The organism is Azohydromonas aeria (genome assembly GCF_009760915.1).
In the GTDB taxonomy this organism is placed as follows: domain Bacteria; phylum Pseudomonadota; class Gammaproteobacteria; order Burkholderiales; family Burkholderiaceae_C; genus Azohydromonas; species Azohydromonas aeria.
The window spans coordinates 20,392-39,479 of sequence record NZ_VIDQ01000015.1 but is presented as its reverse complement, the minus strand read 5'-3'; the positions used below and the strand labels follow the sequence as shown (position 1 = coordinate 39,479).

Sequence of the window (19,088 nt, the reverse complement as noted above, 5' to 3'; positions counted from 1 at the left end):
CGAGGCGCATCAACCCATGTCACGCTTCTTCATCGATCGGCCCATCTTCGCGTGGGTGATCGCCATCATCATCATGCTCGCCGGCGCGCTGGCCATCCGCACGCTGGCCATCGAGCAGTACCCGCCGATCGCGCCGCCGCAGATCACGATCAACGCCGTGTACCCGGGCGCCTCCGCCAAGACGCTGGAGGACACGGTCACGCAGATCATCGAGCAGCGCATGAAGGGCCTGGACGGCCTGACCTACATGTCGTCCACCAGCGACGCGCAGGGCAACGTCGCCATCACGCTGACCTTCGACGCCGGCACCAACCCCGACATCGCGCAGGTGCAGGTGCAGAACAAGCTTGCCGCCGCAACGTCCCTGCTGCCGCAGGAGGTGCAGCGCCAGGGCGTGCAGGTGGTCAAGAGCCGCGTCAACTTCCTCATGGTGCTGGGCTTCGTGTCCGAGGACGGCAGCATGAACCGCACCGACATCTCGGACTACGTGTCGTCGCAGGTGGTCGATCCGCTCAGCCGCGTCCCCGGCGTGGGCGAGGTCACGCTCTTCGGCGCGCAGTACGCCATGCGCATCTGGCTCGACCCGGGCAAGCTCGACCAGTACCGGCTCACCCCGGCCGACGTCTCGGCCGCGATCCGCGCGCAGAACGCGCAGGTCTCGGCGGGCCAGATCGGCGCGGCCCCGGCGCAGCCCGGGCAGCAGCTCAACGCCACCGTGACGGCGCAGACGCGGCTGCAGACGCCGCAGCAGTTCGAGGCCATCCTGCTGCGCACCACCCCGGACGGCGCGCGGGTGCACCTGCGCGACGTGGCGCGGGTGGAGATCGGCGCCGAGACCTACTCGCTGGAGTCCCGCTACAACGGCAAGCCTGCCGCCGGCGTGGCGCTGCGCCTGGCCACCGGCGCCAACGCGCTGGACACGGCCGAGGCCGCGCGCGCCGAGCTCGCGCGCCTGGAGAAGAACTTCCCCGTCGGCATGAGGGCGGTGGTGGCGTACGACACCACGCCGTTCGTGCGGCTGTCCATCGAGGAGGTGGTCAAGACGCTGATCGAGGCCGTGATCCTCGTGTTCCTGGTGATGTACCTGTTCCTGCAGAACTTCCGCGCCACGCTGATCCCCACGATCGCCGTGCCGGTAGTGCTGCTGGGCACCTTCGGCGTGATGTCGGCGGCGGGCTTCACCATCAACACGCTGACCATGTTCGGCCTGGTGCTGGCCATCGGCCTGCTGGTGGACGACGCCATCGTGGTGGTCGAGAACGTCGAGCGCGTGATGACCGAGGAGGGACTCCCGCCGCGCGAGGCCACGCGCAAGTCGATGGACCAGATCACGGGCGCGCTGATCGGCATCGCGCTGGTGCTCAGCGCGGTGCTGGTGCCCATGGCCTTCTTCGGCGGCTCCACCGGCGTGATCTACCGCCAGTTCTCCATCACCATCGTCTCGGCCATGGCGCTGTCGGTGCTGGTGGCGCTGATCCTGACGCCGGCGCTGTGCGCCACCATGCTCAAGCCGGTGAAGAAGGGCGAGCACCACGCCAAGGGGCGCTTCTTCACCTGGTTCAACCGCAGCTTCGAGCGCGGCACCAACGGCACGCAGCGCGGCGTCTCGCGCATGATCAACCGGCGCGGGCGCTGGCTGGTGGTGTACGGGCTCATCGGCGTGGGCCTGGCGCTGCTGTTCGCGCGGCTGCCGCAGTCGTTCCTGCCCGACGAGGACCAGGGCATCCTGTTCACGCAGGTGCAGCTGCCCGCGGGCGCCACGCAGCAGCGCACGCTGCAGGTGATCGAGCGCGTCGAGCAGCATTTCCTGGGCTCGGAAGCGTCGCGCGTGCAGTCGATCTTCACGGTGGCGGGCTTCAGCTTCGCCGGCCGCGGCGAGAACATGGGCATCGGCTTCGTGCGCATGAAGGACTGGAGCGAGCGCAAGGGCGCCGAGAACGGCGTGCGCGCCATCGCCGGGCGGGCCATGGGCACCTTCATGAAGTGGCGCGACGCGATGGTGTTCGCCTTCGCGCCGCCGGCGGTGATCGAGCTGGGCAACGCCACGGGCTTCGATTTCTACCTGCAGGACCAGGCCGGCCAGGGCCACGACGCGCTGATGGCCGCGCGCAACCAGTTCCTGGGCCTGGCGGCGCGGGAGCCGTCGCTTGTGGGCGTGCGCCCCAACGGCCTGGACGACTCGCCTCAGCTGCGCATCGACGTGGACCAGGCCCGCGCCGGCGCGCTGGGCGTGTCGGTGGCGAGCATCAACGAGATGCTGGCCTCCGCCTGGGGCGGCTCGTACGTGGACGACTTCATCGACCGCGGCCGCGTCAAGCGCGTGTACATGCAGGCCGACGCGCCGTATCGCATGCAGCCCGAGGACCTGAACGACTGGAAGGTGCGCAACGCGTCGGGCCAGATGGTGCCCTTCAATGCCTTTGCCTCGGCGCACTGGGAGCTGGGCTCGCCTCGGCTGGAGCGCTTCAACGGCGTGAGCGCCGTGCAGATCCAGGGCCAGGCCGCGCCGGGCACGAGCTCGGGCGATGCGCTCAACACCGTGCAGCGGCTGGCCGCGCAGCTGCCGCCGGGCTTCGGCGTCGCCTTCAGCGGCCTGTCCTACCAGGAGCGCATTTCCGGCTCGCAGGCGCCGGCGCTGTTCGCCATCTCGATCCTGGTGGTGTTCCTGTGCCTGGCCGCGCTCTATGAAAGCTGGTCCATCCCCTTCGCGGTGATGCTGGTGGTGCCGCTGGGCGTGCTGGGCGCGGTGCTGGCCGCCTTCGGCCGGGGCCTGAGCAACGACGTGTACTTCCAGGTCGGCCTGCTGGTCACGGTGGGCCTGTCGGCGAAGAACGCGATCCTGATCGTCGAGTTCGCCAAGGAGCTGACCGAGAAGGGCATGGAGCTCAAGGCGGCGACGCTGGAGGCGGTGCGGCTGCGGCTGCGCCCGATCCTGATGACCTCGCTGGCCTTCGGCCTGGGCGTGCTGCCGCTGGCGCTGGCCACCGGCGCGGGCTCGGGCTCGCAGAACGCCATCGGCACCGGCGTGCTCGGCGGCATGGTCGCCGCCACGGTGCTGGGCGTGCTCTTCGTGCCGGTGTTCTTCGTGGCCGTGCGCAGCCGCTTCAAGGGCAAGCCCGCGCCTTCGGCCGCCGAATCGGCCAACGCTGCCAACTCCGGTCCGGTGGGGGCCTGACAGCCATGACGACTACGACAACGATGACGACTCGCTCCCGACCCCGCCTGGCCGCCGCCGCGCTGGCCGCCCTGGCCTTCCTGGGCGGCTGCGCGAGCCTGGCGCCCGACTACCAGCGCCCGGCCGCGCCGGTGCCCGCGCAACTGGGCACGGCGCCGGCCGACGCCTCGGCCACGACGCCGGTGGCCGACATCGGCTGGCAGTCCTTCTTCGCCGACGAGCGGCTGCAGCGGCTGATCGCGCTGGCGCTGGACAACAACCGTGACCTGCGCATCGCCGCGCTCAACATCGAGCGCGCGCGCGGCCTCTACGGCGTGCAGGCGGCCGACGCACTGCCCTCGGTGGGCGTGGCCGGCGGCGCCAATGCGCAGCGCATCCCGGGCGACCTCAACACCAGCGGCCAATCCGTCGTGTCGCGCCAGTACAGCGCGACGCTGGGTTTCAGCGCCTATGAGCTCGACCTGTTCGGCCGCGTGCGCAGCCTGCGCGAGTCGGCGCAGCAGCAGGTCTTCGCCACCGAGGAGGCGCGTCGCGCCACGCACGTCAGCCTGGTGTCGCAGGTGGCGGCGAGCTGGCTGACGCTGGCGGCTGACCTGGCGCGCCAGCAGCTGGCGCAGGCCACGCTGAAAAGCCAGTCCGACACGCTGCGCCTGACCGAGCGCCGGTTTGAGCTGGGCGTGTCCTCCGACCTGGACGTGCAGCGCGCGCGCACCACGGTCGAGACCGCCCGCGCCGACGTGGCACGCTTTGCCGGCCAGGTGCAGGCCGACCTGCAGGCGCTGCAGCTGCTGCTGGGCACGCCAGTGCCGCCGGAACTCATGCCCGGCACGGAGGCGACGGCGCTGGCCTTCACGCCGCTGCCGGCCGGGCTGTCGTCGGAGGTGCTGCTGCAGCGCCCGGACGTGGCACAGGCCGAGCGCGACCTGCTCGCGGCCAACGCCACCATCGGCGCGGCGCGCGCGGCCTTCTTCCCGCGCATCTCGCTGACCGCTTCCATCGGCACGGCCAGCTCCTCGCTCTCCGGCCTGTTCGGCTCGGGCTCGGGCATCTGGAGCTTCGTGCCGCAGCTGGCGCTGCCCATCTTCGACCAGGGCCGCAACCGCGCGAACCTGCAGGTGGCGCAGGCCGACCGCGACATCCGCGTCGCGGCCTACGAGCGCAGCATCCAGGCCGCGTTCCGCGAGGTGGCCGACGCGCTGGCGCAGCGCCAGAGCCTGGCCGAGCAGCTCGCCGCGCAGCGCGCGCTGGAGGACGCGGCGGCGCGGGCGCAGTTCCTGTCGCAGGCGCGCTTCGAACGCGGCGTGGACGACTTCCTGAGCGTCCTCGACGCGCAGCGCTCGCTGTACGCGGCGCAGCAGGGCCGGCTCACCACCGCACTGGCGCAGCAGGTCAACGCCGTGACGCTGTACAAGGCGCTGGGCGGCGGCTGGGCGGCGACGACGCGCACGGCGGACGCCGCCCCGGCGGCGGCGCAGCGCTGACATGGCGCCGACCAACGACGGCGACCGCGCCGAGGCGCGGCGCCAGCATCTGCTCGACGCGGCCGCGCAATGCTTTCGCGCCCATGGCTTTCATGGCGCGAGCATGGCCGAGATCGCGCGCACCGCGGGCATGAGCCCGGGCCACATCTACAACCTGTTCGAGAACAAGGAAGACCTGATCAGCGCCATCGTCGCGCGCGACCAGGCGAACTGGCTGGCCAAGGCCGAGGCGATGCTGCGCGCCCCGGACGTGGCGCAGGCCATGCTCGACGGCGTGGCCAGCGGCGTGCAGGACTGCACCGACCGCGCCGGTGCGGCGCTGCGGCTGGAGGTCGCGGCCGAGGCCGGGCGCAATCCCAAGCTCGCCACCGTCGTGCAGGCCGCCGACGCGGCCAGCCGCGAGCGCTGCGAGCGGCTGATCAGCGCAGCGCTGGCACAGCGTGGGGTCGCCCTCGACCCTGCCGCGCTGCGCGCCCGCGCCGCGGCGCTGGCCGCCCTCTTCGACGGGCTCATGGTGCGCAGCGTGCGCGATCCGGACATGGACAAGGCCATGCTCGGCGTGGAAGTGCAGCGCCTGGTGCGGGCGCTGATCGAGGCTTAAGTATTGCCGCGGCAGGGCGGCGGCGCAGGCCATATACAACATACGCGGGTCAAGCAACCGGAGCTCGGCATGACGACGAGCGTGACCCGCAGACCCGCCGCGGCGCCTTTTTCTTCCCCTTACCCCTCCTGTAAGCGCAGGACGCGGAACTGGTTTCGGCCTCCGACCCGCTCTGGTTCCGTTCCGGCGTTGGCGGACGGCTGTGCTGCCTTTTCTGCTCCTCCTCCGCCCCAGGCTTATTGCTGGCGGCCGACGTCCTGTTGAAGGGAATGTGAAAAGAGAAGTCAGGACAGGACAGGTGTTTTGGCTGGTTCAAGAGGTAGCCAGGAAGCGGATCAATGTATTTTGAGTGTATCGTGTATGTTGTATTTTGGCCTGGACATGCTCTGCGGACGTAGCAGCCATCTGCTGCGCAGGCACAAAAAGAGGCCGCCCGCGGCGGCCTCGCTGGCATCGGTGGCCGGAACTCAAGGCATCGGCGGCACTGCGGTCGCGGGCTGGCGCATCGCCTGTTGCGTGGCCTGAGCCAGCGTGGCGGGGGCTTGCTGCATCAGCGCTGCACTGCCCTGGCCCAGCGCCATCAGGAACTCCATGTAGTTCTTCATCAGGCCCATCATCAGGTCGCCCAGGGCATTGGCGGGCAGCGGCAACTGCGGCGGTGCGCCGGCTCCCGGATTGAGGAACATGCGCTGCGTTTGCGCCATGGCCTGCGCCATCACTTCGGGCGACAGCGAGAACTTGGTCAGCAACTCCAGGTTGGACTGCGCCAGCTTGGTGAAGGGCGCCATGAACGGCTGCATCAGGTCGGTGGGCATGGGAACTCCTTGGGGTGTTCGATGGAGGTCGGAAAAGGAAGCCGGCGCAGGGCCTGCGGCGCCGAGGCGCACGGTGGGGCGCGGCCAGGGTGCACGCCACTGGTCGGTCCGAGCCCCGGTCCGGAGCACATGGCGCTCCCGCCCCGGGTCCTCCGTTCTTGCAATCCCGCCCGCCACGCGGGTCGTGTCCGGCACGGGACAATCCCGGCCATGGCATCGAAGCATCTGGTTCTATTCGGCGCATTGCTGTTGGCCGGTGCCGCGCAAGCGCGGGCAGCGGACAGCGACAAGCTCCAGTGCGTGGCCGCACTGCGGCTGCATTCCAACCAACTGGCCGGGCAGGTGCGGGCCGGCGACGAAGCGCGCAAGCCCGAGCTGCTGCAGGTGTTGCGCCAGGGCGGCGCCTTCGTGGGCGAGGCCTGGCTCGACGGCCTGGGCAACGAGGACGCTGCCAAGGCGCGGCTGGCGCAGGCCGAGACCGAGGTCCGCGCCCTGGGCGCGTCGCAGGCCGGCGCGCTGCGCTCGCAGTGCGCGGCGCAGGCCGACGCGATGATCGAACACGCGCCGGGCTGGCAGCGCCGCGTCATCGACCGCTTCGCGCAGTCGCGCATGGACAAGATGCTGAAGGCGCATTGATTGAGCGGGTGGCCCGGCGCCGCGGCTCGGATGGCGCGTCAGCCTTGCGACGCCGGTCCCGGCGCCGAACCGATGTCCAAGCCGGTCTCCGCTCCTTCGGCCTCGCGCGCCAGCAGCGCGCGCTTGCGCTCCACGCCCCAGCGGTAGCCCGAGAGGCTGCCGTCGCGCCGCACGATACGGTGGCAGGGCACGGCCACGGCCAGCACGTTGGCCGCGCAGGCGCCGGCCACGGCGCGCACCGCCGCCGCGGCGCCGATGCGCGCGGCCAGCTCCGCGTAGCTCAGCGTCTGCCCGGGCGGGATCTGCTGCAGTGCCTGCCACACGCGCTGCTGGAAGGCGGTGCCGCGAATGTCCAGCGGCAGCACCGCCGGCGCGCGCGGGTCCTCGACCAGCGCCACGACCCGCGCCACCAGCGCGTCGAAGTCGGCGTCGCCGGCGTGCAGCCGGGCCTGCGGGAAGCGGTCCTGCAGCTCGCGCACCAGCGCGTCCGCGTCGTCGCCGAGCGAGATGGCGCACACGCCGCGCTCGCTGCAGGCCACCAGCAGCGCCCCGAGCGCGCACTGCGCCACGGCGAAGCGGACATTCATGCCGGCGCCGCCGGCGCGGTAGCGCCCGGGCGCCATGCCCAGCAGCGCGTCGGACTGCGCGTAGAAGCGGCCGCTGGAACCGAAGCCCGCGCCAAACAGCGCGCTGGTCACGGTGCTTTCGGCTTGCAGGGCGGACTGCAGCCGGCGCGCGCGCAGCGCCTGGGCGTAGCCGCGCGGCGTCAGCCCGGTGGCCGCCCTGAAGACGCGGCGCAGCTGCGCGGGGCTCAAGCCGGCCTCGCGCGCCAGGGCCTCCAGCGGCGGCGGCGCCTCGCAGGCCTCGATGTGCCGGCACAGTGCCGCCACCTGCTGCGCGCGCCGCGCGGCGCGGCCGGGGCCATCCGGATCGCAGCGCCGGCAGGCGCGGAAGCCCGCGGCGCGCGCCGCCGCGGCATCGTCGAAGAACAGCACGTGCTCAGGCCGGGCCTGGCGCGAGGGGCAGTCGGGCCGGCAGTACACGCCGGTGCTGCGCACGGCGTAGATGAAACGGGCCTCGGGGTCGCGCGCACGCACGGCAGCCCAGCGGGCGGCGTCAACGGCAGCTGGCGCGGCAGCGGGAGCGCAGGCGCGGGAGAGTTCGGCACAAGCCATGGCGGCGGCTTTCAGGCGGGTCGGGATGGCGCGACTGTAGGCGCCGCCGCTGCGCGCGGCACTCCGGAAACCGCCATCGAATTCGCCGGCGCACGGCCGGCGCCGTCAGCCGGCGTGGCCCGCCTGCGGCTGCAGCGCGGCGGGCGGGTGCTCCGCCTGGCCTTCGGGCTTGAGCTCGGCCACGCGGTAGCCCTCCTTGAGCAGTGCCCGGCGCAGCCACTCGGGATGCTCGCCCTCGCCGTCCCAGGTTTCGCCGGTGACGGGATGGCGGTATTTCACGAAGCCGGGCGGCGGCACGCAGCGGCGCAGTGCCGGCACGGCCCGCGGCGAGCCCAGCTCTTCGGGCGCGATGCTCCAGAACTCCATCAACTGCCGGATCTGGTGCAGGGCGATGCGCCGTGCCTTGGTTGCGTTGTCGAGGTCTGTCATCGCAGGACGAATGGGCTGGCGACCGGATCTGAAGAGGCCCGGCTCGCGCCAGGGTAAGAGCAATCCATGCGCCCGTATAACAATCTTACAAATTTACCGCAAACGGGGGATTTTCAGTCTTGCGTACTTCAGGTTCGACCTGATCTATTTCGACGGCAGCGCGTCCGGGCTTTCCACGCTCGTTGGTGCCTTGGTTATCGCTTGTGGCGTTTTGTCCAGCGACAACGATAAAAACGCGCTGAGAACCAGGTCGTTTTTCGCACCCTGCGTCGAAGGCCTGTGCAACTGATACCATTTTGCAACGTGCCGTCCCGCACGCCCGGTCCGTGCCGGAAGGCCTGCCGTAGGTCAGTGTGGGGCATCCGGCCCATCCGCTCCGGCTTTCATCGCGGCAGCGCCCGACCGTCGTGGCGACCGGCCCGCTGGAATTGCCGACTGGCGGCCCAGGGTACCGGGCCGCTCACCAGGCTTTTCACCGTCGCGGCAACGCGTGGCCCCGGGCGGCGCGAGGCCGGCCGGTTGCCCGTGTCCGGTCCCTCCACCCCATCAACCACGTCCGCTCCAGCCGCCGGGTGCCGCAAGGGCGGACGCAGCCGCAACGGCGCCGCGTGCACCGCTGCATTCGCATCCACCGCTTCGACGCAGGCATGAGCTCATGGCCAAGGAAGAACTGATCTCTATGAACGGCGTGGTGCGCGAAGTCCTGCCCGACTCGCGTTTCCGCGTGGAACTCGAAAACGGCCACGAGCTCGTGGCCTATACCGCCGGACGCATGCGCAAGCATCACATCCGCATCCTTGCCGGCGACAGCGTGTCGCTGGAGTTGTCGCCCTACGATCTGAGCAAGGCCCGCATCACCTTCCGCCATTTGGAGCGGCGCGGCCCCACGCCAGAAGCACCCGTCCGGAGAACCGCCCGATGAGCAGCAATACCACCAAGCCCGAAGCACCGGGTACCGTGATCCAGGACGACGGGCTGCGCTACAAGCGCAAGGCCGCCGGTTCGCCCTTCAGTCCGGGCGGCAGCGGCGGCTTGCACATGGCCACCATGTCCTGCTTCAAGTGCGGCCAGCACCGCCCGCGCGCCGAGCTCGCCACCAAGCGGCTGCTGGGCAAGAACCAGCTCGTCTGCGCCGCGGGCTGCAAGAAGGGCTGAGCCCGGCGCCCTCGCCCGCCAGGCTGCCCGCGCGGGCGTCCCCTCCAGTCAGGGCGCATCCCGCCACGAGGTGAGGATGCGCGCCACCGCGAAGTTGATGCGCGTGCCGCTGTTGCTGCCGCCCGCGGCGCCGTAGGCATGGATGGCAACCGCGCAGGTGCCCCAGCAGTCGGCGCGGCTGGGACCGCGGTCGGCCTCGATCACCGGCGCACCGCTCTCGCCGTCGGCGGTGTCCACGCCATAGCGCGTCTTGCGCACGTCATCGGCGACGATGTCGCCGCCGCCGCCCCACAGCGTGCCGGCGGGCTTGTCGCCGGCATAGCCCATCACCAGCACCGACAGCCCGGCCTGCGAGCCCGCGGTGGCGTAGTAGCCGAACCAGCCCGTGGTCAGCCCGATGTCGCAGTTGAGCTTCACGGCGCCGAAGTCGTGCGTCTCGCTGCCCTGCTCGGTCCATTGCGCCACCGCGTAGAGCCTGCGCGCGCTGCAGGAGCCGTAGGGCGCGCTGCCGCCATTGAGGGCCGGCGTGAACTTCACCTCGCGGCTCCAGTTGCCGCGCGCGCCCTCGTGCACGCAGTGCCCGGCGGTCACGACGGTGTCCTTGCTGATGAGGAAGCCGGTGCACAGGTAGCCTTGGCCGCCCTGGACGAAACTGAGCTGCCCGATGGCGCGGTAGGGAAAACCGGATTCCCGCGCCAGCACCCGGAAGCGCCGGTCACGCCCGATCAGCGACTCCGGCCGCGCCGCGTCCTCGGCGCGCGGCGCCCAGGGCGCGCGCTTGGGACGGAAGCGCTGGCCAAAAGCCGCCAGCTCGGCGGCACCCAGGCTGCGCGCCGGGAATTCGGCCCGCGCATCCAGGGCCGCACCGGCGAGGCGCTCGCCCTCGAAAGCCCGGCCCGCAGCCGCCGGGGCCTCGATGGCGGCCGGCGGCGCCAGCACGCTGCCGTCGCTGCTGACCGTGCGCAGCGGCGCGGATTGCGCCCATGCCGACCCCATGCCCAGCCCCGCGAGCGCGCAGGCCGCCGCGAGCCTTTTCGTCTTGTCCATGTCCCCGACTCCTGGTTGCAGGCCCCGCCGCACACGGGGCGATGCCGCGCCAGGAGCAGGCCACGCGCCCGTCCGCGCCGCAGCCTGGCTCAGCCCTGGGCCAGCTCCAGCGTCGCCGTGGTGCCCGCGCCGTCGCGGCTGTCGAGGTGCAGCGAACCGTCCATGACCTCGGCCAGGCGGCGCGAGATCACCAGCCCCAGGCCGGTGCCGGGAATGCCCGAGCGCTCGCGCCCGGCGCGCGCGAAAGGCTGGAACACCTGCTCCAGCTGCCGGGCGCTCATGCCCAGGCCGTCGTCGATGAACTCGACGCGCACCCGCCCGGACTCGCAGCGCGCCCTCACGCGCAGCGAGCCGCCCGGGCGGTTGTACTTGACGGCATTGGAGGCGAGGTTGGAGAGGATCTGCTGCAGCCGCGTCGGGTCGGCGCGCACCCGCAGCTGCGGCGGTACCTCCTCCACCAGGCTGACCTGCTGCGCGCGCGCCTGCGGCAGCAGCAGCAGCAGCGCCTGCTGCACGCTGTGCGCCAGCGGCACCGCCTCCAGCGCCACGTCGAGCTGCCCGGCATTGGCGCGCTGCAGCACCAGCAGGTCGTCGACCATGGCCAGCAGGTGGCGGCCGGCGGCCTCGATGTGTCCCAGGTACTCGCCGCCCTTGCCGCAGCCCTCGCCGGCGCCACAGCGCCCGCCCAGGCGCAGCAGCTGCGAGAAGCCCAGCACCGCGTTGAGCGGGGTGCGCATCTCGTGGCTGACGCGCGACAGCAACTGCTCCTGCGCCTCCTGCTGCGCGCGGCGCAGTTCCAGCGCCACGCGCTCGGCCTCGAGCTCGGCGCGCTGCTGCTGCGCCAGGCGCTGGGCACTGAGGTCCTGCACCTGGTAGAGCAGCCGCGCCGAGGCGTCGTGGGGCTCCAGCAGCGACACGCTGACCTGCGCCCACAGCACGCTGCCGTCGGCGCTCAGGTAGCGCTTCTCGAACTGCGCCGCGCCGGCGCGCGCGTCGCGCAGCGCGGCCAGATGCAGGCTTTCCGCGGCCACGTCGTCCGGGTGCGTCAGCGCCCCGTGCGGCCGGCCCTGCAGCTGCGCCCCGTCCAGGCCGAGCCACCGCGCCAGCGTGGCGTTGGCCTGCAGCACCTCGCCCTGCAGCGACACCAGCGCCATGCCCAGCGGCGCGTCGTCGAAGACGTGGCGCCAGCGCTGCTCGCTGTCGGAGAGGCGCCGCTCCATCTGCGCGCGCGCCAGCGCCACCTCGATGCTGGCGCGCAGCTCCCCGGGCTGGAACGGCTTGCCCAGGTAACCATGCGGCGCCGTGCCCACCGCCTGCGCCACCGTGCCGAGATCGGTATGCGAGGTCAGGAAGATCACCGGCATGGCATGGCCCGCGCGCTTGAGCTCCTCGGCGGTCTGCACGCCGTTGATCGGGCCGCGGATGTTGATGTCCATCAGCACCAGCTCGGCCCGCTCGCGCCCCGCCAGTGCCAGCGCCTTGGCGCCGCTGTCGGCAATGCCGGCCACGCGATAGCCCATGTCCTCCAGCTGCAGCTGCAGGTCCAGCGCGATCACGGCGTCATCCTCCACGATCAGGATCGCGGCGGACGCGGCGCGCGGCACCGGGGCGGAGGACATCAAGGGATCGAACTTCATGGCGTGGCAGCGGGTCCGGCGGCACCCACCCGGCAAAAGCGCCAAGCGTGCGTCAAACAGTAACATTCTCGAACAGAAGCAGCCGAATGGCGACGGGTGCAAGCCCGCGGCGTCGGCTTTGCGCAACCCTCGCCCGGGCGGCGGCCTCAGCGCGCCGTGCCGAACACCTGGGTCCAGTAGATCGCCGCGTCGCTGCCCGGACTGAGCGCGTAGGCCGCGCCCATCTCGGCAAAGGCGGGGTCCATGAGGTTGCGGCAGTGGCCGGGGCTGTCGATCCAGCCCTGCACCGTGTGCCGCGCCGACCCGGTGCCGAAGGCGATATTCTCGCCGACGCGGCGCCAGTCGTAGCCGGCGCGCCGGGCGCGCTCGTCCACCGCGGCGCCCTCCGGGCTGCGGTGCTCGAAGTAGCGGCGCCGCGCCATGTCGGCGCTGTGCGCCAGCGCTGCGGTGCCCAGGGCCTCGTTCCAGCGCAGGGGCGGAGCCGCGGCCATCGGCTCGCCGCCGCAGCGCCGCGGCGTGGCGCGCGCGGCGTTGGCCAGCGCCAGGACCTGCCGGCCGGCCTGGCGCCAGTCGCCCAGGTCGGCCGCCAGCAGCGGCTGCGCCAGCACGATGCGCCAGCGCGTACCCTGCTGGCGCACGCCCACGGCCGTAAGCTCCGGATCGGCCAGCGCCGCGCAGGTCCCGGCATCGCCGCGCAGCAGCGCCAGCACCCGCGCCGCGTCGCGCGGGCCCGAGGCCGTGAACACCTGCACGCGCGCCGCCGGGAAGCCGGCGGCGCCGAGCGCGCGGCGCAGCGCCGCGGCATCGTCGCCCTCGGCGCGTTCCAGGGCATCTCGCCGCGCCAGCGCCGGCGCGGGCGGCAGCGTGCGCTCGCCGCAGCGCTGCGGCTGCCGGCGTGCCTCGTTGAGCAGCGCGGCCAGGTCGTCGGCCGGCGCGGCACGGGCACCCGGCAGCCCGGCCAGGGCGGCGGCCAGGGCAGCCATGGCGATGGCCGCGGCCGGCGCCCACCCCCGCCGCGCAGGCAGGACCCGGACGATGCGGCGGCCGCGGCCGGGCATGGGCTTCAGGCCTCGCTGGAGGACGGCTGGCGCTGCGCGATGCGGATCTCGTGATCGTGCTCGCCGCGGCGCATCTCGATCACGTCGTGCAGCGACTCCAGCAAGTCCGAAAACGTATCAAAACCGAAATTCGATTCATGAAACGTCGGATCCATGCGCTGGATGAAGGGGCGTAACCCGGCCTTTTGCACCCAGGGTTCGCCGCGGCGTTCCGAGAGCAGTGCAATGGCGCGGCAGACCATGTCCGCCATTTCCTGGCGGCGCTTTTCGGCTTCCGCGGCGCGGTCGAGCAACAGGCGCAATTCCTCGGCTTGCGCCGCCTCCATCTCGGCTGCGTCAATCGAGGCCGGCATACCCGCCGCCTCCGCCGATGGGGTATTGGGCAAAACCCCTGGATAACCCGGCGCCATCGGCAGGCGGGATTCTTCAACGTTAACCGGCAGCAACGACTCGTAATATTTGAACTCGTGGCAGCTGCGGGCCCAGTGCTGATTGGTGCTGACACGGCTGCCAATACCGACGAGGGTTCGGCCGGCGGCCTTGACCTTGTAGGACAGCGGCATGTAGTCGCTGTCGCCGCCCACGACGATGACGGTGCGCACGTGGGGAAAGCGGGCCATGTCGTCCATCACGTCGAGACAGAGCTTGATGTCGGCGCCGTTCTTGGCATTGGAGCCCGGCGAAAACACCTGGATGAGCTCGACGGCCGAACGCAGCAGCGCGAAGCGGTATCGCGTGAACGATACCCAATTGGCGAAGGCCCGGTTGATGGCCACCGGGCCCAGCGACAGCGCGAATTCCAGGATGGCCGCGACGTCGATCAATTCCTCCTGCGGGCGGAAACAACTGGCGCGGTAGGCACCGAATCCTTGTTGCTGGTCGAGCAGGCTGGCGTGGAGGTTCTCGAAATCCCAGTAAAGAGCAACAGCTTCGTTGGAAGGCATGGCGCAATCGTATTTTGATACCCGGATCAGCAACCGTTGCGGGGCTCCTTTCGCGGCTGGCGCAAATCCCTCGGCCCCGTGTTGCGGACACGATGGTAAACCCGCCGCGGCATTTCCCATGACGGCGTCGTGACCGGGTGGCGCGATGGCCGTTTTCTTGCTGCCGGCTGCCGTGGTCCGTGCCGGGCCGCGGGCGGGCCCTAGACTGAGGCGGCCTCCACCCGAGCCCAGGACCCGCCCATGAAGATCCATGCCGCCGTGCTGACCCGCCTCGGAGCCCCGGCTCCCTACGTGCAATCGCAGCCGCTGCGGCTGCGCGAGCTGGAGCTCGATCCGCCCGGCCCGGGCGAGCTGCTGGTACGCGTGCGCGCGGCGGGGCTGTGCCACTCGGACCTGTCCGTGGTCAACGGCGACCGGCCGCGGCCGGTGCCGATGGCGCTGGGCCACGAGTCGGCGGGCGAGGTCGTGGAATGCGGCCCCGGCGTCACCGACCTGCGCCCGGGCGACCGCGTGGTGATGGTGTTCATGCCGAGCTGCGGCTGCTGCCTGCCCTGCGCCGAAGGGCGCCCCGCGCTGTGCGAGCCCGGCGCCGCGGCCAACGGCGCGGGCACGCTGCTGTCGGGCGAACGGCGATTGCGCATGGACGGCGAGCCGGTGCACCACCACCTGGGCGTGTCGTGCTTCGCCGACCACGCGGTGGTGTCGCGCCGCTCCTGTGTCAAGGTCGAGGCCGACATCAGCTTCGAGGAGGCGGCGCTGTTCGGCTGCGCCGTGCTCACCGGCGTGGGCGCGGTGTTCAACACCGCGCGGCTGGCCGCGGGCAGCAGCGCGGCCGTGCTGGGCCTGGGCGGCGTGGGCTTCAGCTCGCTGCTGGCGGCGGTGGCGGCGGGCGCGCGCGAGGTGGTGGCCGTCGACCTGCACGAGGACAAGCTGGCGCTGGCGCGCGAGCTGGGCGCGACCTTCACCGTCAACGCCGCCGACCCCGAGGCGGCCGAGAAGGTGCGCGCGCACACGCGCGGCGGCGTGGAGGTGGCCTTCGAGATGGCCGGCGCCGTGCCGGCGCTGGAGCTGGCCTGGCGCATCACGCGCCGCGGCGGCAGCACCGTCAGCGCCGGGCTGCCGCATCCGGACCGGCGCCTGGCGCTGCCGCCGGTGCAGCTGGTGGCCGAGGAGCGCACGCTGCGCGGCAGCTACATCGGCTCGGCCGTGCCGGTGCGCGACATCCCGCGCTACATCGCGCTCTACCAGCAGGGCAAGCTGCCGGTGAACCGACTCATGGGCGAGCGGCTGGCGCTGCGGGACATCCATGTCGCGCTGGACCGCATGGCGGCCGGGCATGCGCTGCGCGACGTGCTGATTCCCTGACCCGCAGGCACCGCCGAGCCGCGGGCTGCAAGCCACGGCGCTCCCGCCCCGGCAACTTGACTTTGACGCAGCCTGCCGTACCCAATCGGCCCGGCGTGTTGTATGTTGTGGGTACTGTGAAAGAACACACCCTCCCCACCCCGCCTGACGCCGCTGACGCTGACGCCCAGCGCTGGCATGCCGACCCGGTCGGCGCCAGCCTGCCGCGGCTGTCGCCCAAGTCGCGCCAGCTCTACACCCACTACTGGCTGGCCTGGCGCCGTTTCCTGGCCGGGCGCGAGGTGCCGGTGGAAGCGGCCACGCCGATCGAGGCGGTGGCCTTCCTCGCCGGCGAGCGCCTGAATCCCACCACGCAGGCGCGCTACCGCCGCGTGCTCGGCCGGGTCCACGCCGGCGGCGTGGTGTGCGGCGCGCTGCCGCCGGGCAACCCGTTCGACGACCTGGGCAACGAGGTCCCGCGCCGCGAGCAGCCGCGCTCGGTGGCCTTCACGCCGCCGGAGCGCGCGCAGCTGCTGCGCCGGCTGGAGGGCTGGCATCCGCTGGAGGTGCAGCCGCAGCGCGACCGGCTGCTGATCTGCCTGCTGCTGGCCGACGGTTTTACGTTGTCCGAAACCGCGGCGGCGCGTGTCGAGCATTTGGGGCGCGACGAGGACGGCGTCTGGTCGCTGGAGATCGGCGGCCCGCGCCGCAGCCAGTGGCGCACGATGCAGCTCAGCGCGCTCACGGCCGACGCCCTGGCGGCCTGGCTGCCGCGGCTGCCCAAGCCGGAGACGCCGCTGATCCCGGCATTGCCCGGCATGCGCGTGCCGCTGAGCCGGCAACCCTCGTTCCGCGCCGTGCAGGCCTTCCTGCAGCAGGCGCTGCAGGACGGCGTGCTGCGCCGCCTGCCCGGCGACACCGGCCCGGCGGCGCTGCGCAACAGCGCCATCGTGGCCTGGCTCAGCGAGGGCGTGCCGCATGCCGAGATCCTGCGCCGCGCCGGGCTGCAGCGCCTGGACGCGCTCGATCGGCTCGCGCCCATGCTCGACGACCGCACCCGTGACGCGCTCTTCGCCACCCACCGCGCGGAGGACGCAGCCGGCGTGCCGCACCCGCCGGTGGAGCCGGCGGCGGGGCCGTGAACGTGGTCCAGGGCGGCGGGGCCGCCCTGCTCAATCCCGGCTGGCTGCACAGCGTGCTGCGCGCGCGCGGGCTGCCGCTGCTGCCGGTGGAGACGCTGCGCGAGGCCGCGGCGCAGCTGCGCCCGGAGCAGGCCGAGGCGCTGCGCCAGGCCTGCATGGCGCTGCAGTCGGGCACCGACACCATGGCGCAGATGGACCGGGTGGCCGACTTCGTGCGCTGCGCCCGACCGGAGCATCGCGCCGCGCTGCGCGCCGCGGGCCTGAGCGACGACGTGGGTGCGCTGCTGGCGGCGCAGGCGGCGATGGGCACGCCCGCGCTGCTGGCCGCGCTGCGCGCCCTGCCCGACGCGGCGGTGGTCGAGGTGCTGCGCCCGCACCTGGGCGCGGCATCGGCAGATGAACCGGCGCCCGTGCCCGTCGCCGTGGCGCCGCGTGAACGTTTCAGCCGCGCTGAAGGGGAGCCGGAATGGCCGCCCGAGGACGCGATTCCCGATGAGGATGACTGGCCGCCGCCGGACGAGGCCTTCGATGCGCTGCCGCCGCCTCCTGCCCCAGCACCCGCGCCCGCGCCGCCGCCCGCCGCCGGAGCCGCCGGAGCCGCCGCCGGGCAGCCCGCGCGCGTGCTGCCGCGCGGCCACCACGTCTATGGCGCCAAGGCCGCGCTGCGCGTCGAGGAGGACCGCTGGCGCACCGACGATCCGGTGCGCTGCCACACGCTGCGCCTGGAAGTGGCGCAGGCGCTGGGCGAGCGCCGCTACGACTGGGAGCACAAGATCGCGGTGCAGCTCACCGCGCGTGAGCTGCCGGGTTTCGCCGCGGTGCTGCTGAACCTGCTGCCGCAACTCGCGGCGCAGGGACACGGCCCGGTCAACGACAAGTGGTTCGAGCTGCGCCGGCAGGCCGGCGGCGTGCTGGTGCGCGTGGGCCAGGGCCGGCGCGGCTGCGCCGTGCCGGTGGCCGCCGGCGATCTGTACGAGCTCACGCTGCTGGCGCTGGACGCGCTCAAGGCCAACGCGCCGCGTGCCGACACGGCGCAGGTGATGGCGGCGCTGCAGGCGCTCTCGGGAAGCTAGAACACGCCCAGCGCCAGCCCCGCGGCCAGCGCGGCACCCAACTCGCGGCAGGCGTCCAGGTCGGCCGATGCCAGCTGCTTCGGCGCCTGGATCGCGTCAGGCGTCTGCGCGTGCACGCAGGCAATGAACGGCGGCGCCACCGCTTTCAGCCGCCAGCCGGTGGCGATGCGCTCCAGCTGCCGCGCCGCACCCTGGCCGTCGCTGCCGGCGCACACCAGCGCCGCGTAGGGCCGGCCCTGCAGCCGCTCCAGCAGCGGGTAGTAGCAGCGGTCGAACAGGTCCTTCATGAGCCCGGCCATCGAGCCGAGCATCTCGGGCGTGGCGAACACGAAGCCATCGGCGGCGAGCAGGTCCTCCGGGGTGGCCTGCGGCGCCGGCAGCAGCCGCACCGCGACGCCGCCTTCCTCGCGCGCGCCCTCGGCCGCCGCCTCGGCCATCTGGCGCGTGCCGCCGGTGAAGGAGGCGTAGGCGATCAGCAGGGTCTTCATCGGACGGCGGCGAACGGTCGGGCCGGCCATTGTGGATGGCGGCGGCGCGGCACACTGGCGCACAGGTACATCGCTTGCACACGCCCGGACATGGCCTTCAATCCCCACTACGCAGCCGTCGAACCCGCCCGTGCCGACGTCGACGCGCTGCCCGGCGCCACGGTGCTGGAATTCGGCACGAACTGGTGCGGCTTCTGCGTGGCGGCCACGCCCGACATCGCGCAGGCGCTGGACGCCGTGCCCGAGGTGCGCCACCTGCGCGTGGAAGACGGCAAGGGCCGCCCGCTCGGGCGGTCCTACAAAGTAAAACTGTGGCCGACGCTGGTGCTGCTGCAGGACGGGCAGGAGATCGCCCGCCTGGTGCGTCCGCAGAACGTGGCCGAGATCCGCCAGGCGCTGCAGCAGTTCAGGTCGCCGGCCGGCGGCGCGGACTGAAGCGCCGGCGGCGCCGGCTGCTCACTCATCCGAAGCCAGGAACTCCTCGCGGAACGCGGCGCAGAAGTCGGCATGGCCGGCCAGCGTGAGCGTGAGGGTGTGGCGCAGCGTCTGGCTGCCCAGGCTCTCGCGCTCGAAGCGGTGCGCGCCGGGGTAGTAGCGCACGCGCTGCTGGGTGCTGCTCTCGCTGGTGGCCTGCAGGTCCACGTCCCACAGGCAACCGTCTTCGAGCGGGCCGGGGCCCGCGTCGGGAAAGGTCGCATAGGCCCAGTCCAGCACCCGCGCGATCTCCGCCTCCAGCGCCGGCAGCGCGCGCGGCGGCACCGAGGCCATGGCATCGAAGCTGCCGCTGCCGTCGTCGGCCTCGCTGAAATCGAAGGTCAGGTAGAGCAGCTCCATGGTCTCTTGCGCGCCTCGCGCCTTGTCGTGGCCGCCAGTCTGCCACCGTGACCA

Annotated in this window: 19 protein-coding genes; 10 read left to right on the top strand and 9 right to left on the bottom strand. The window is 72.4% G+C overall.

Annotation, left to right across the window (positions count from 1 at the left end):
- Positions 1–16 precede the first annotated feature (16 nt).
- From FJ694_RS11585 to FJ694_RS11575, 3 genes are read left to right on the top strand one after another with little or no spacing between them, the layout of a single operon-like run.
- A complete protein-coding gene (locus tag FJ694_RS11585) occupies positions 17–3,175 on the top strand; it encodes an efflux RND transporter permease subunit (protein WP_157267309.1) in 3,159 nt (1,052 codons plus the stop codon).
- 23 nt (positions 3,176–3,198) lie between these two features.
- Positions 3,199–4,656: an efflux transporter outer membrane subunit gene (locus FJ694_RS11580; protein ID WP_157267307.1), complete on the top strand. Its 1,458-nt coding sequence runs from the start codon at positions 3,199–3,201 to the stop codon at positions 4,654–4,656.
- Between the two features lies 1 nt (position 4,657).
- Positions 4,658–5,257: a TetR/AcrR family transcriptional regulator gene (locus FJ694_RS11575; protein ID WP_157267305.1), complete on the top strand. Its 600-nt coding sequence runs from the start codon at positions 4,658–4,660 to the stop codon at positions 5,255–5,257.
- Positions 5,258–5,724: 467 nt separating this feature from the next.
- On the opposite strand, the gene FJ694_RS11570 is transcribed toward FJ694_RS11575, so the two are convergent.
- Entirely contained in the window at positions 5,725–6,072 is a 348-nt protein-coding gene (locus tag FJ694_RS11570) for a hypothetical protein (protein WP_157267303.1), read from the bottom strand.
- A gap of 210 nt (positions 6,073–6,282) precedes the next feature.
- Here FJ694_RS11570 and FJ694_RS11565 point away from each other — a divergent pair, with 210 nt between their 5' ends.
- Positions 6,283–6,708, top strand: a complete 426-nt coding sequence (locus FJ694_RS11565) for a hypothetical protein (RefSeq protein WP_157267301.1) — start codon at positions 6,283–6,285, stop codon at positions 6,706–6,708.
- Between the two features lie 38 nt (positions 6,709–6,746).
- On the opposite strand, the gene ada is transcribed toward FJ694_RS11565, so the two are convergent.
- Entirely contained in the window at positions 6,747–7,883 is a 1,137-nt protein-coding gene (ada, locus tag FJ694_RS11560) for a bifunctional DNA-binding transcriptional regulator/O6-methylguanine-DNA methyltransferase Ada (RefSeq protein ID WP_157267299.1), read from the bottom strand.
- Between the two features lie 105 nt (positions 7,884–7,988).
- Positions 7,989–8,312, bottom strand: coding sequence for an H-NS family nucleoid-associated regulatory protein (locus FJ694_RS11555; protein ID WP_157267297.1), 324 nt, complete (start codon positions 8,310–8,312; stop codon positions 7,989–7,991).
- 655 nt (positions 8,313–8,967) lie between these two features.
- Between FJ694_RS11555 and infA the strand changes: the two genes are divergently transcribed.
- Entirely contained in the window at positions 8,968–9,234 is a 267-nt protein-coding gene (gene infA / locus FJ694_RS11550) for a translation initiation factor IF-1 (protein ID WP_157267295.1), read from the top strand.
- Entirely contained in the window at positions 9,231–9,467 is a 237-nt protein-coding gene (locus tag FJ694_RS11545) for a hypothetical protein (protein ID WP_157267293.1), read from the top strand. The genes infA and FJ694_RS11545 overlap by 4 nt, the downstream gene beginning before the upstream one ends.
- A 48-nt stretch (positions 9,468–9,515) precedes the next feature.
- Here FJ694_RS11545 and FJ694_RS11540 read toward each other — a convergent pair whose 3' ends face one another.
- The 4 genes from FJ694_RS11540 to FJ694_RS11525 form a co-directional block, all read right to left on the bottom strand.
- Positions 9,516–10,514 carry a trypsin-like serine peptidase gene (locus FJ694_RS11540; RefSeq protein WP_157267291.1) on the bottom strand — a complete coding sequence of 333 codons (999 nt, stop codon included), beginning with the start codon at positions 10,512–10,514 and terminating at the stop codon, positions 9,516–9,518.
- An 89-nt stretch (positions 10,515–10,603) separates the two neighbouring features.
- Positions 10,604–12,133 (bottom strand): hybrid sensor histidine kinase/response regulator, encoded by a 1,530-nt coding sequence (locus tag FJ694_RS11535; RefSeq protein ID WP_198320799.1) that lies wholly within the window; start codon positions 12,131–12,133, stop codon positions 10,604–10,606.
- 164 nt (positions 12,134–12,297) lie between these two features.
- Positions 12,298–13,134 carry a CAP domain-containing protein gene (locus tag FJ694_RS11530; protein WP_157267287.1) on the bottom strand — a complete coding sequence of 279 codons (837 nt, stop codon included), beginning with the start codon at positions 13,132–13,134 and terminating at the stop codon, positions 12,298–12,300.
- Between the two features lie 80 nt (positions 13,135–13,214).
- The gene (locus tag FJ694_RS11525; protein ID WP_157267285.1) at positions 13,215–14,153 is read right to left on the bottom strand and encodes an NYN domain-containing protein; all 939 of its coding nucleotides are present in this window, start codon (positions 14,151–14,153) and stop codon (positions 13,215–13,217) included.
- A 240-nt stretch (positions 14,154–14,393) separates the two neighbouring features.
- Between FJ694_RS11525 and FJ694_RS11520 the strand changes: the two genes are divergently transcribed.
- From FJ694_RS11520 to FJ694_RS11510, 3 genes are all read left to right on the top strand, one after another.
- Positions 14,394–15,518 (top strand): zinc-dependent alcohol dehydrogenase family protein, encoded by a 1,125-nt coding sequence (locus FJ694_RS11520; protein ID WP_157267283.1) that lies wholly within the window; start codon positions 14,394–14,396, stop codon positions 15,516–15,518.
- Between the two features lie 116 nt (positions 15,519–15,634).
- Entirely contained in the window at positions 15,635–16,639 is a 1,005-nt protein-coding gene (locus tag FJ694_RS11515; RefSeq protein WP_157267280.1) for a tyrosine-type recombinase/integrase, read from the top strand.
- Complete coding sequence (locus FJ694_RS11510) at positions 16,636–17,712, top strand: hypothetical protein (RefSeq protein ID WP_157267278.1); 1,077 nt, start codon at positions 16,636–16,638, stop codon at positions 17,710–17,712. Before FJ694_RS11515 ends, FJ694_RS11510 begins: the two co-directional genes overlap by 4 nt.
- On the opposite strand, the gene FJ694_RS11505 is transcribed toward FJ694_RS11510, so the two are convergent.
- Entirely contained in the window at positions 17,709–18,200 is a 492-nt protein-coding gene (locus FJ694_RS11505) for a flavodoxin family protein (protein ID WP_157267275.1), read from the bottom strand. The genes FJ694_RS11510 and FJ694_RS11505 overlap by 4 nt on opposite strands.
- Positions 18,201–18,290: 90 nt before the next feature.
- Between FJ694_RS11505 and FJ694_RS11500 the strand changes: the two genes are divergently transcribed.
- The gene (locus FJ694_RS11500) at positions 18,291–18,635 is read left to right on the top strand and encodes a thioredoxin family protein (protein WP_157267272.1); all 345 of its coding nucleotides are present in this window, start codon (positions 18,291–18,293) and stop codon (positions 18,633–18,635) included.
- Between the two features lie 21 nt (positions 18,636–18,656).
- Here FJ694_RS11500 and FJ694_RS11495 read toward each other — a convergent pair whose 3' ends face one another.
- Entirely contained in the window at positions 18,657–19,034 is a 378-nt protein-coding gene (locus FJ694_RS11495; RefSeq protein ID WP_157267269.1) for a hypothetical protein, read from the bottom strand.
- Positions 19,035–19,088 lie beyond the last annotated feature (54 nt).

Bases quoted from the DNA above. Each gene is read 5' to 3' on its own strand.
- FJ694_RS11585 (WP_157267309.1), top strand. From the start codon at position 17: ATGTCACGCTTCTTCATCGATCGGCCCATCTTCGCGTGGGTGATCGCC.
- FJ694_RS11580 (WP_157267307.1), top strand. From the start codon at position 3,199: ATGACGACTCGCTCCCGACCCCGCCTGGCCGCCGCCGCGCTGGCCGCC.
- FJ694_RS11575 (WP_157267305.1), top strand. From the start codon at position 4,658: ATGGCGCCGACCAACGACGGCGACCGCGCCGAGGCGCGGCGCCAGCAT.
- FJ694_RS11570 (WP_157267303.1), bottom strand. From the start codon at position 6,072: ATGCCCACCGACCTGATGCAGCCGTTCATGGCGCCCTTCACCAAGCTG.
- FJ694_RS11565 (WP_157267301.1), top strand. From the start codon at position 6,283: ATGGCATCGAAGCATCTGGTTCTATTCGGCGCATTGCTGTTGGCCGGT.
- ada (WP_157267299.1), bottom strand. From the start codon at position 7,883: ATGGCTTGTGCCGAACTCTCCCGCGCCTGCGCTCCCGCTGCCGCGCCA.
- FJ694_RS11555 (WP_157267297.1), bottom strand. From the start codon at position 8,312: ATGACAGACCTCGACAACGCAACCAAGGCACGGCGCATCGCCCTGCAC.
- infA (WP_157267295.1), top strand. From the start codon at position 8,968: ATGGCCAAGGAAGAACTGATCTCTATGAACGGCGTGGTGCGCGAAGTC.
- FJ694_RS11545 (WP_157267293.1), top strand. From the start codon at position 9,231: ATGAGCAGCAATACCACCAAGCCCGAAGCACCGGGTACCGTGATCCAG.
- FJ694_RS11540 (WP_157267291.1), bottom strand. From the start codon at position 10,514: ATGGACAAGACGAAAAGGCTCGCGGCGGCCTGCGCGCTCGCGGGGCTG.
- FJ694_RS11535 (WP_198320799.1), bottom strand. From the start codon at position 12,133: ATGTCCTCCGCCCCGGTGCCGCGCGCCGCGTCCGCCGCGATCCTGATC.
- FJ694_RS11530 (WP_157267287.1), bottom strand. From the start codon at position 13,134: ATGGCTGCCCTGGCCGCCGCCCTGGCCGGGCTGCCGGGTGCCCGTGCC.
- FJ694_RS11525 (WP_157267285.1), bottom strand. From the start codon at position 14,153: ATGCCTTCCAACGAAGCTGTTGCTCTTTACTGGGATTTCGAGAACCTC.
- FJ694_RS11520 (WP_157267283.1), top strand. From the start codon at position 14,394: ATGAAGATCCATGCCGCCGTGCTGACCCGCCTCGGAGCCCCGGCTCCC.
- FJ694_RS11505 (WP_157267275.1), bottom strand. From the start codon at position 18,200: ATGAAGACCCTGCTGATCGCCTACGCCTCCTTCACCGGCGGCACGCGC.
- FJ694_RS11500 (WP_157267272.1), top strand. From the start codon at position 18,291: ATGGCCTTCAATCCCCACTACGCAGCCGTCGAACCCGCCCGTGCCGAC.
- FJ694_RS11495 (WP_157267269.1), bottom strand. From the start codon at position 19,034: ATGGAGCTGCTCTACCTGACCTTCGATTTCAGCGAGGCCGACGACGGC.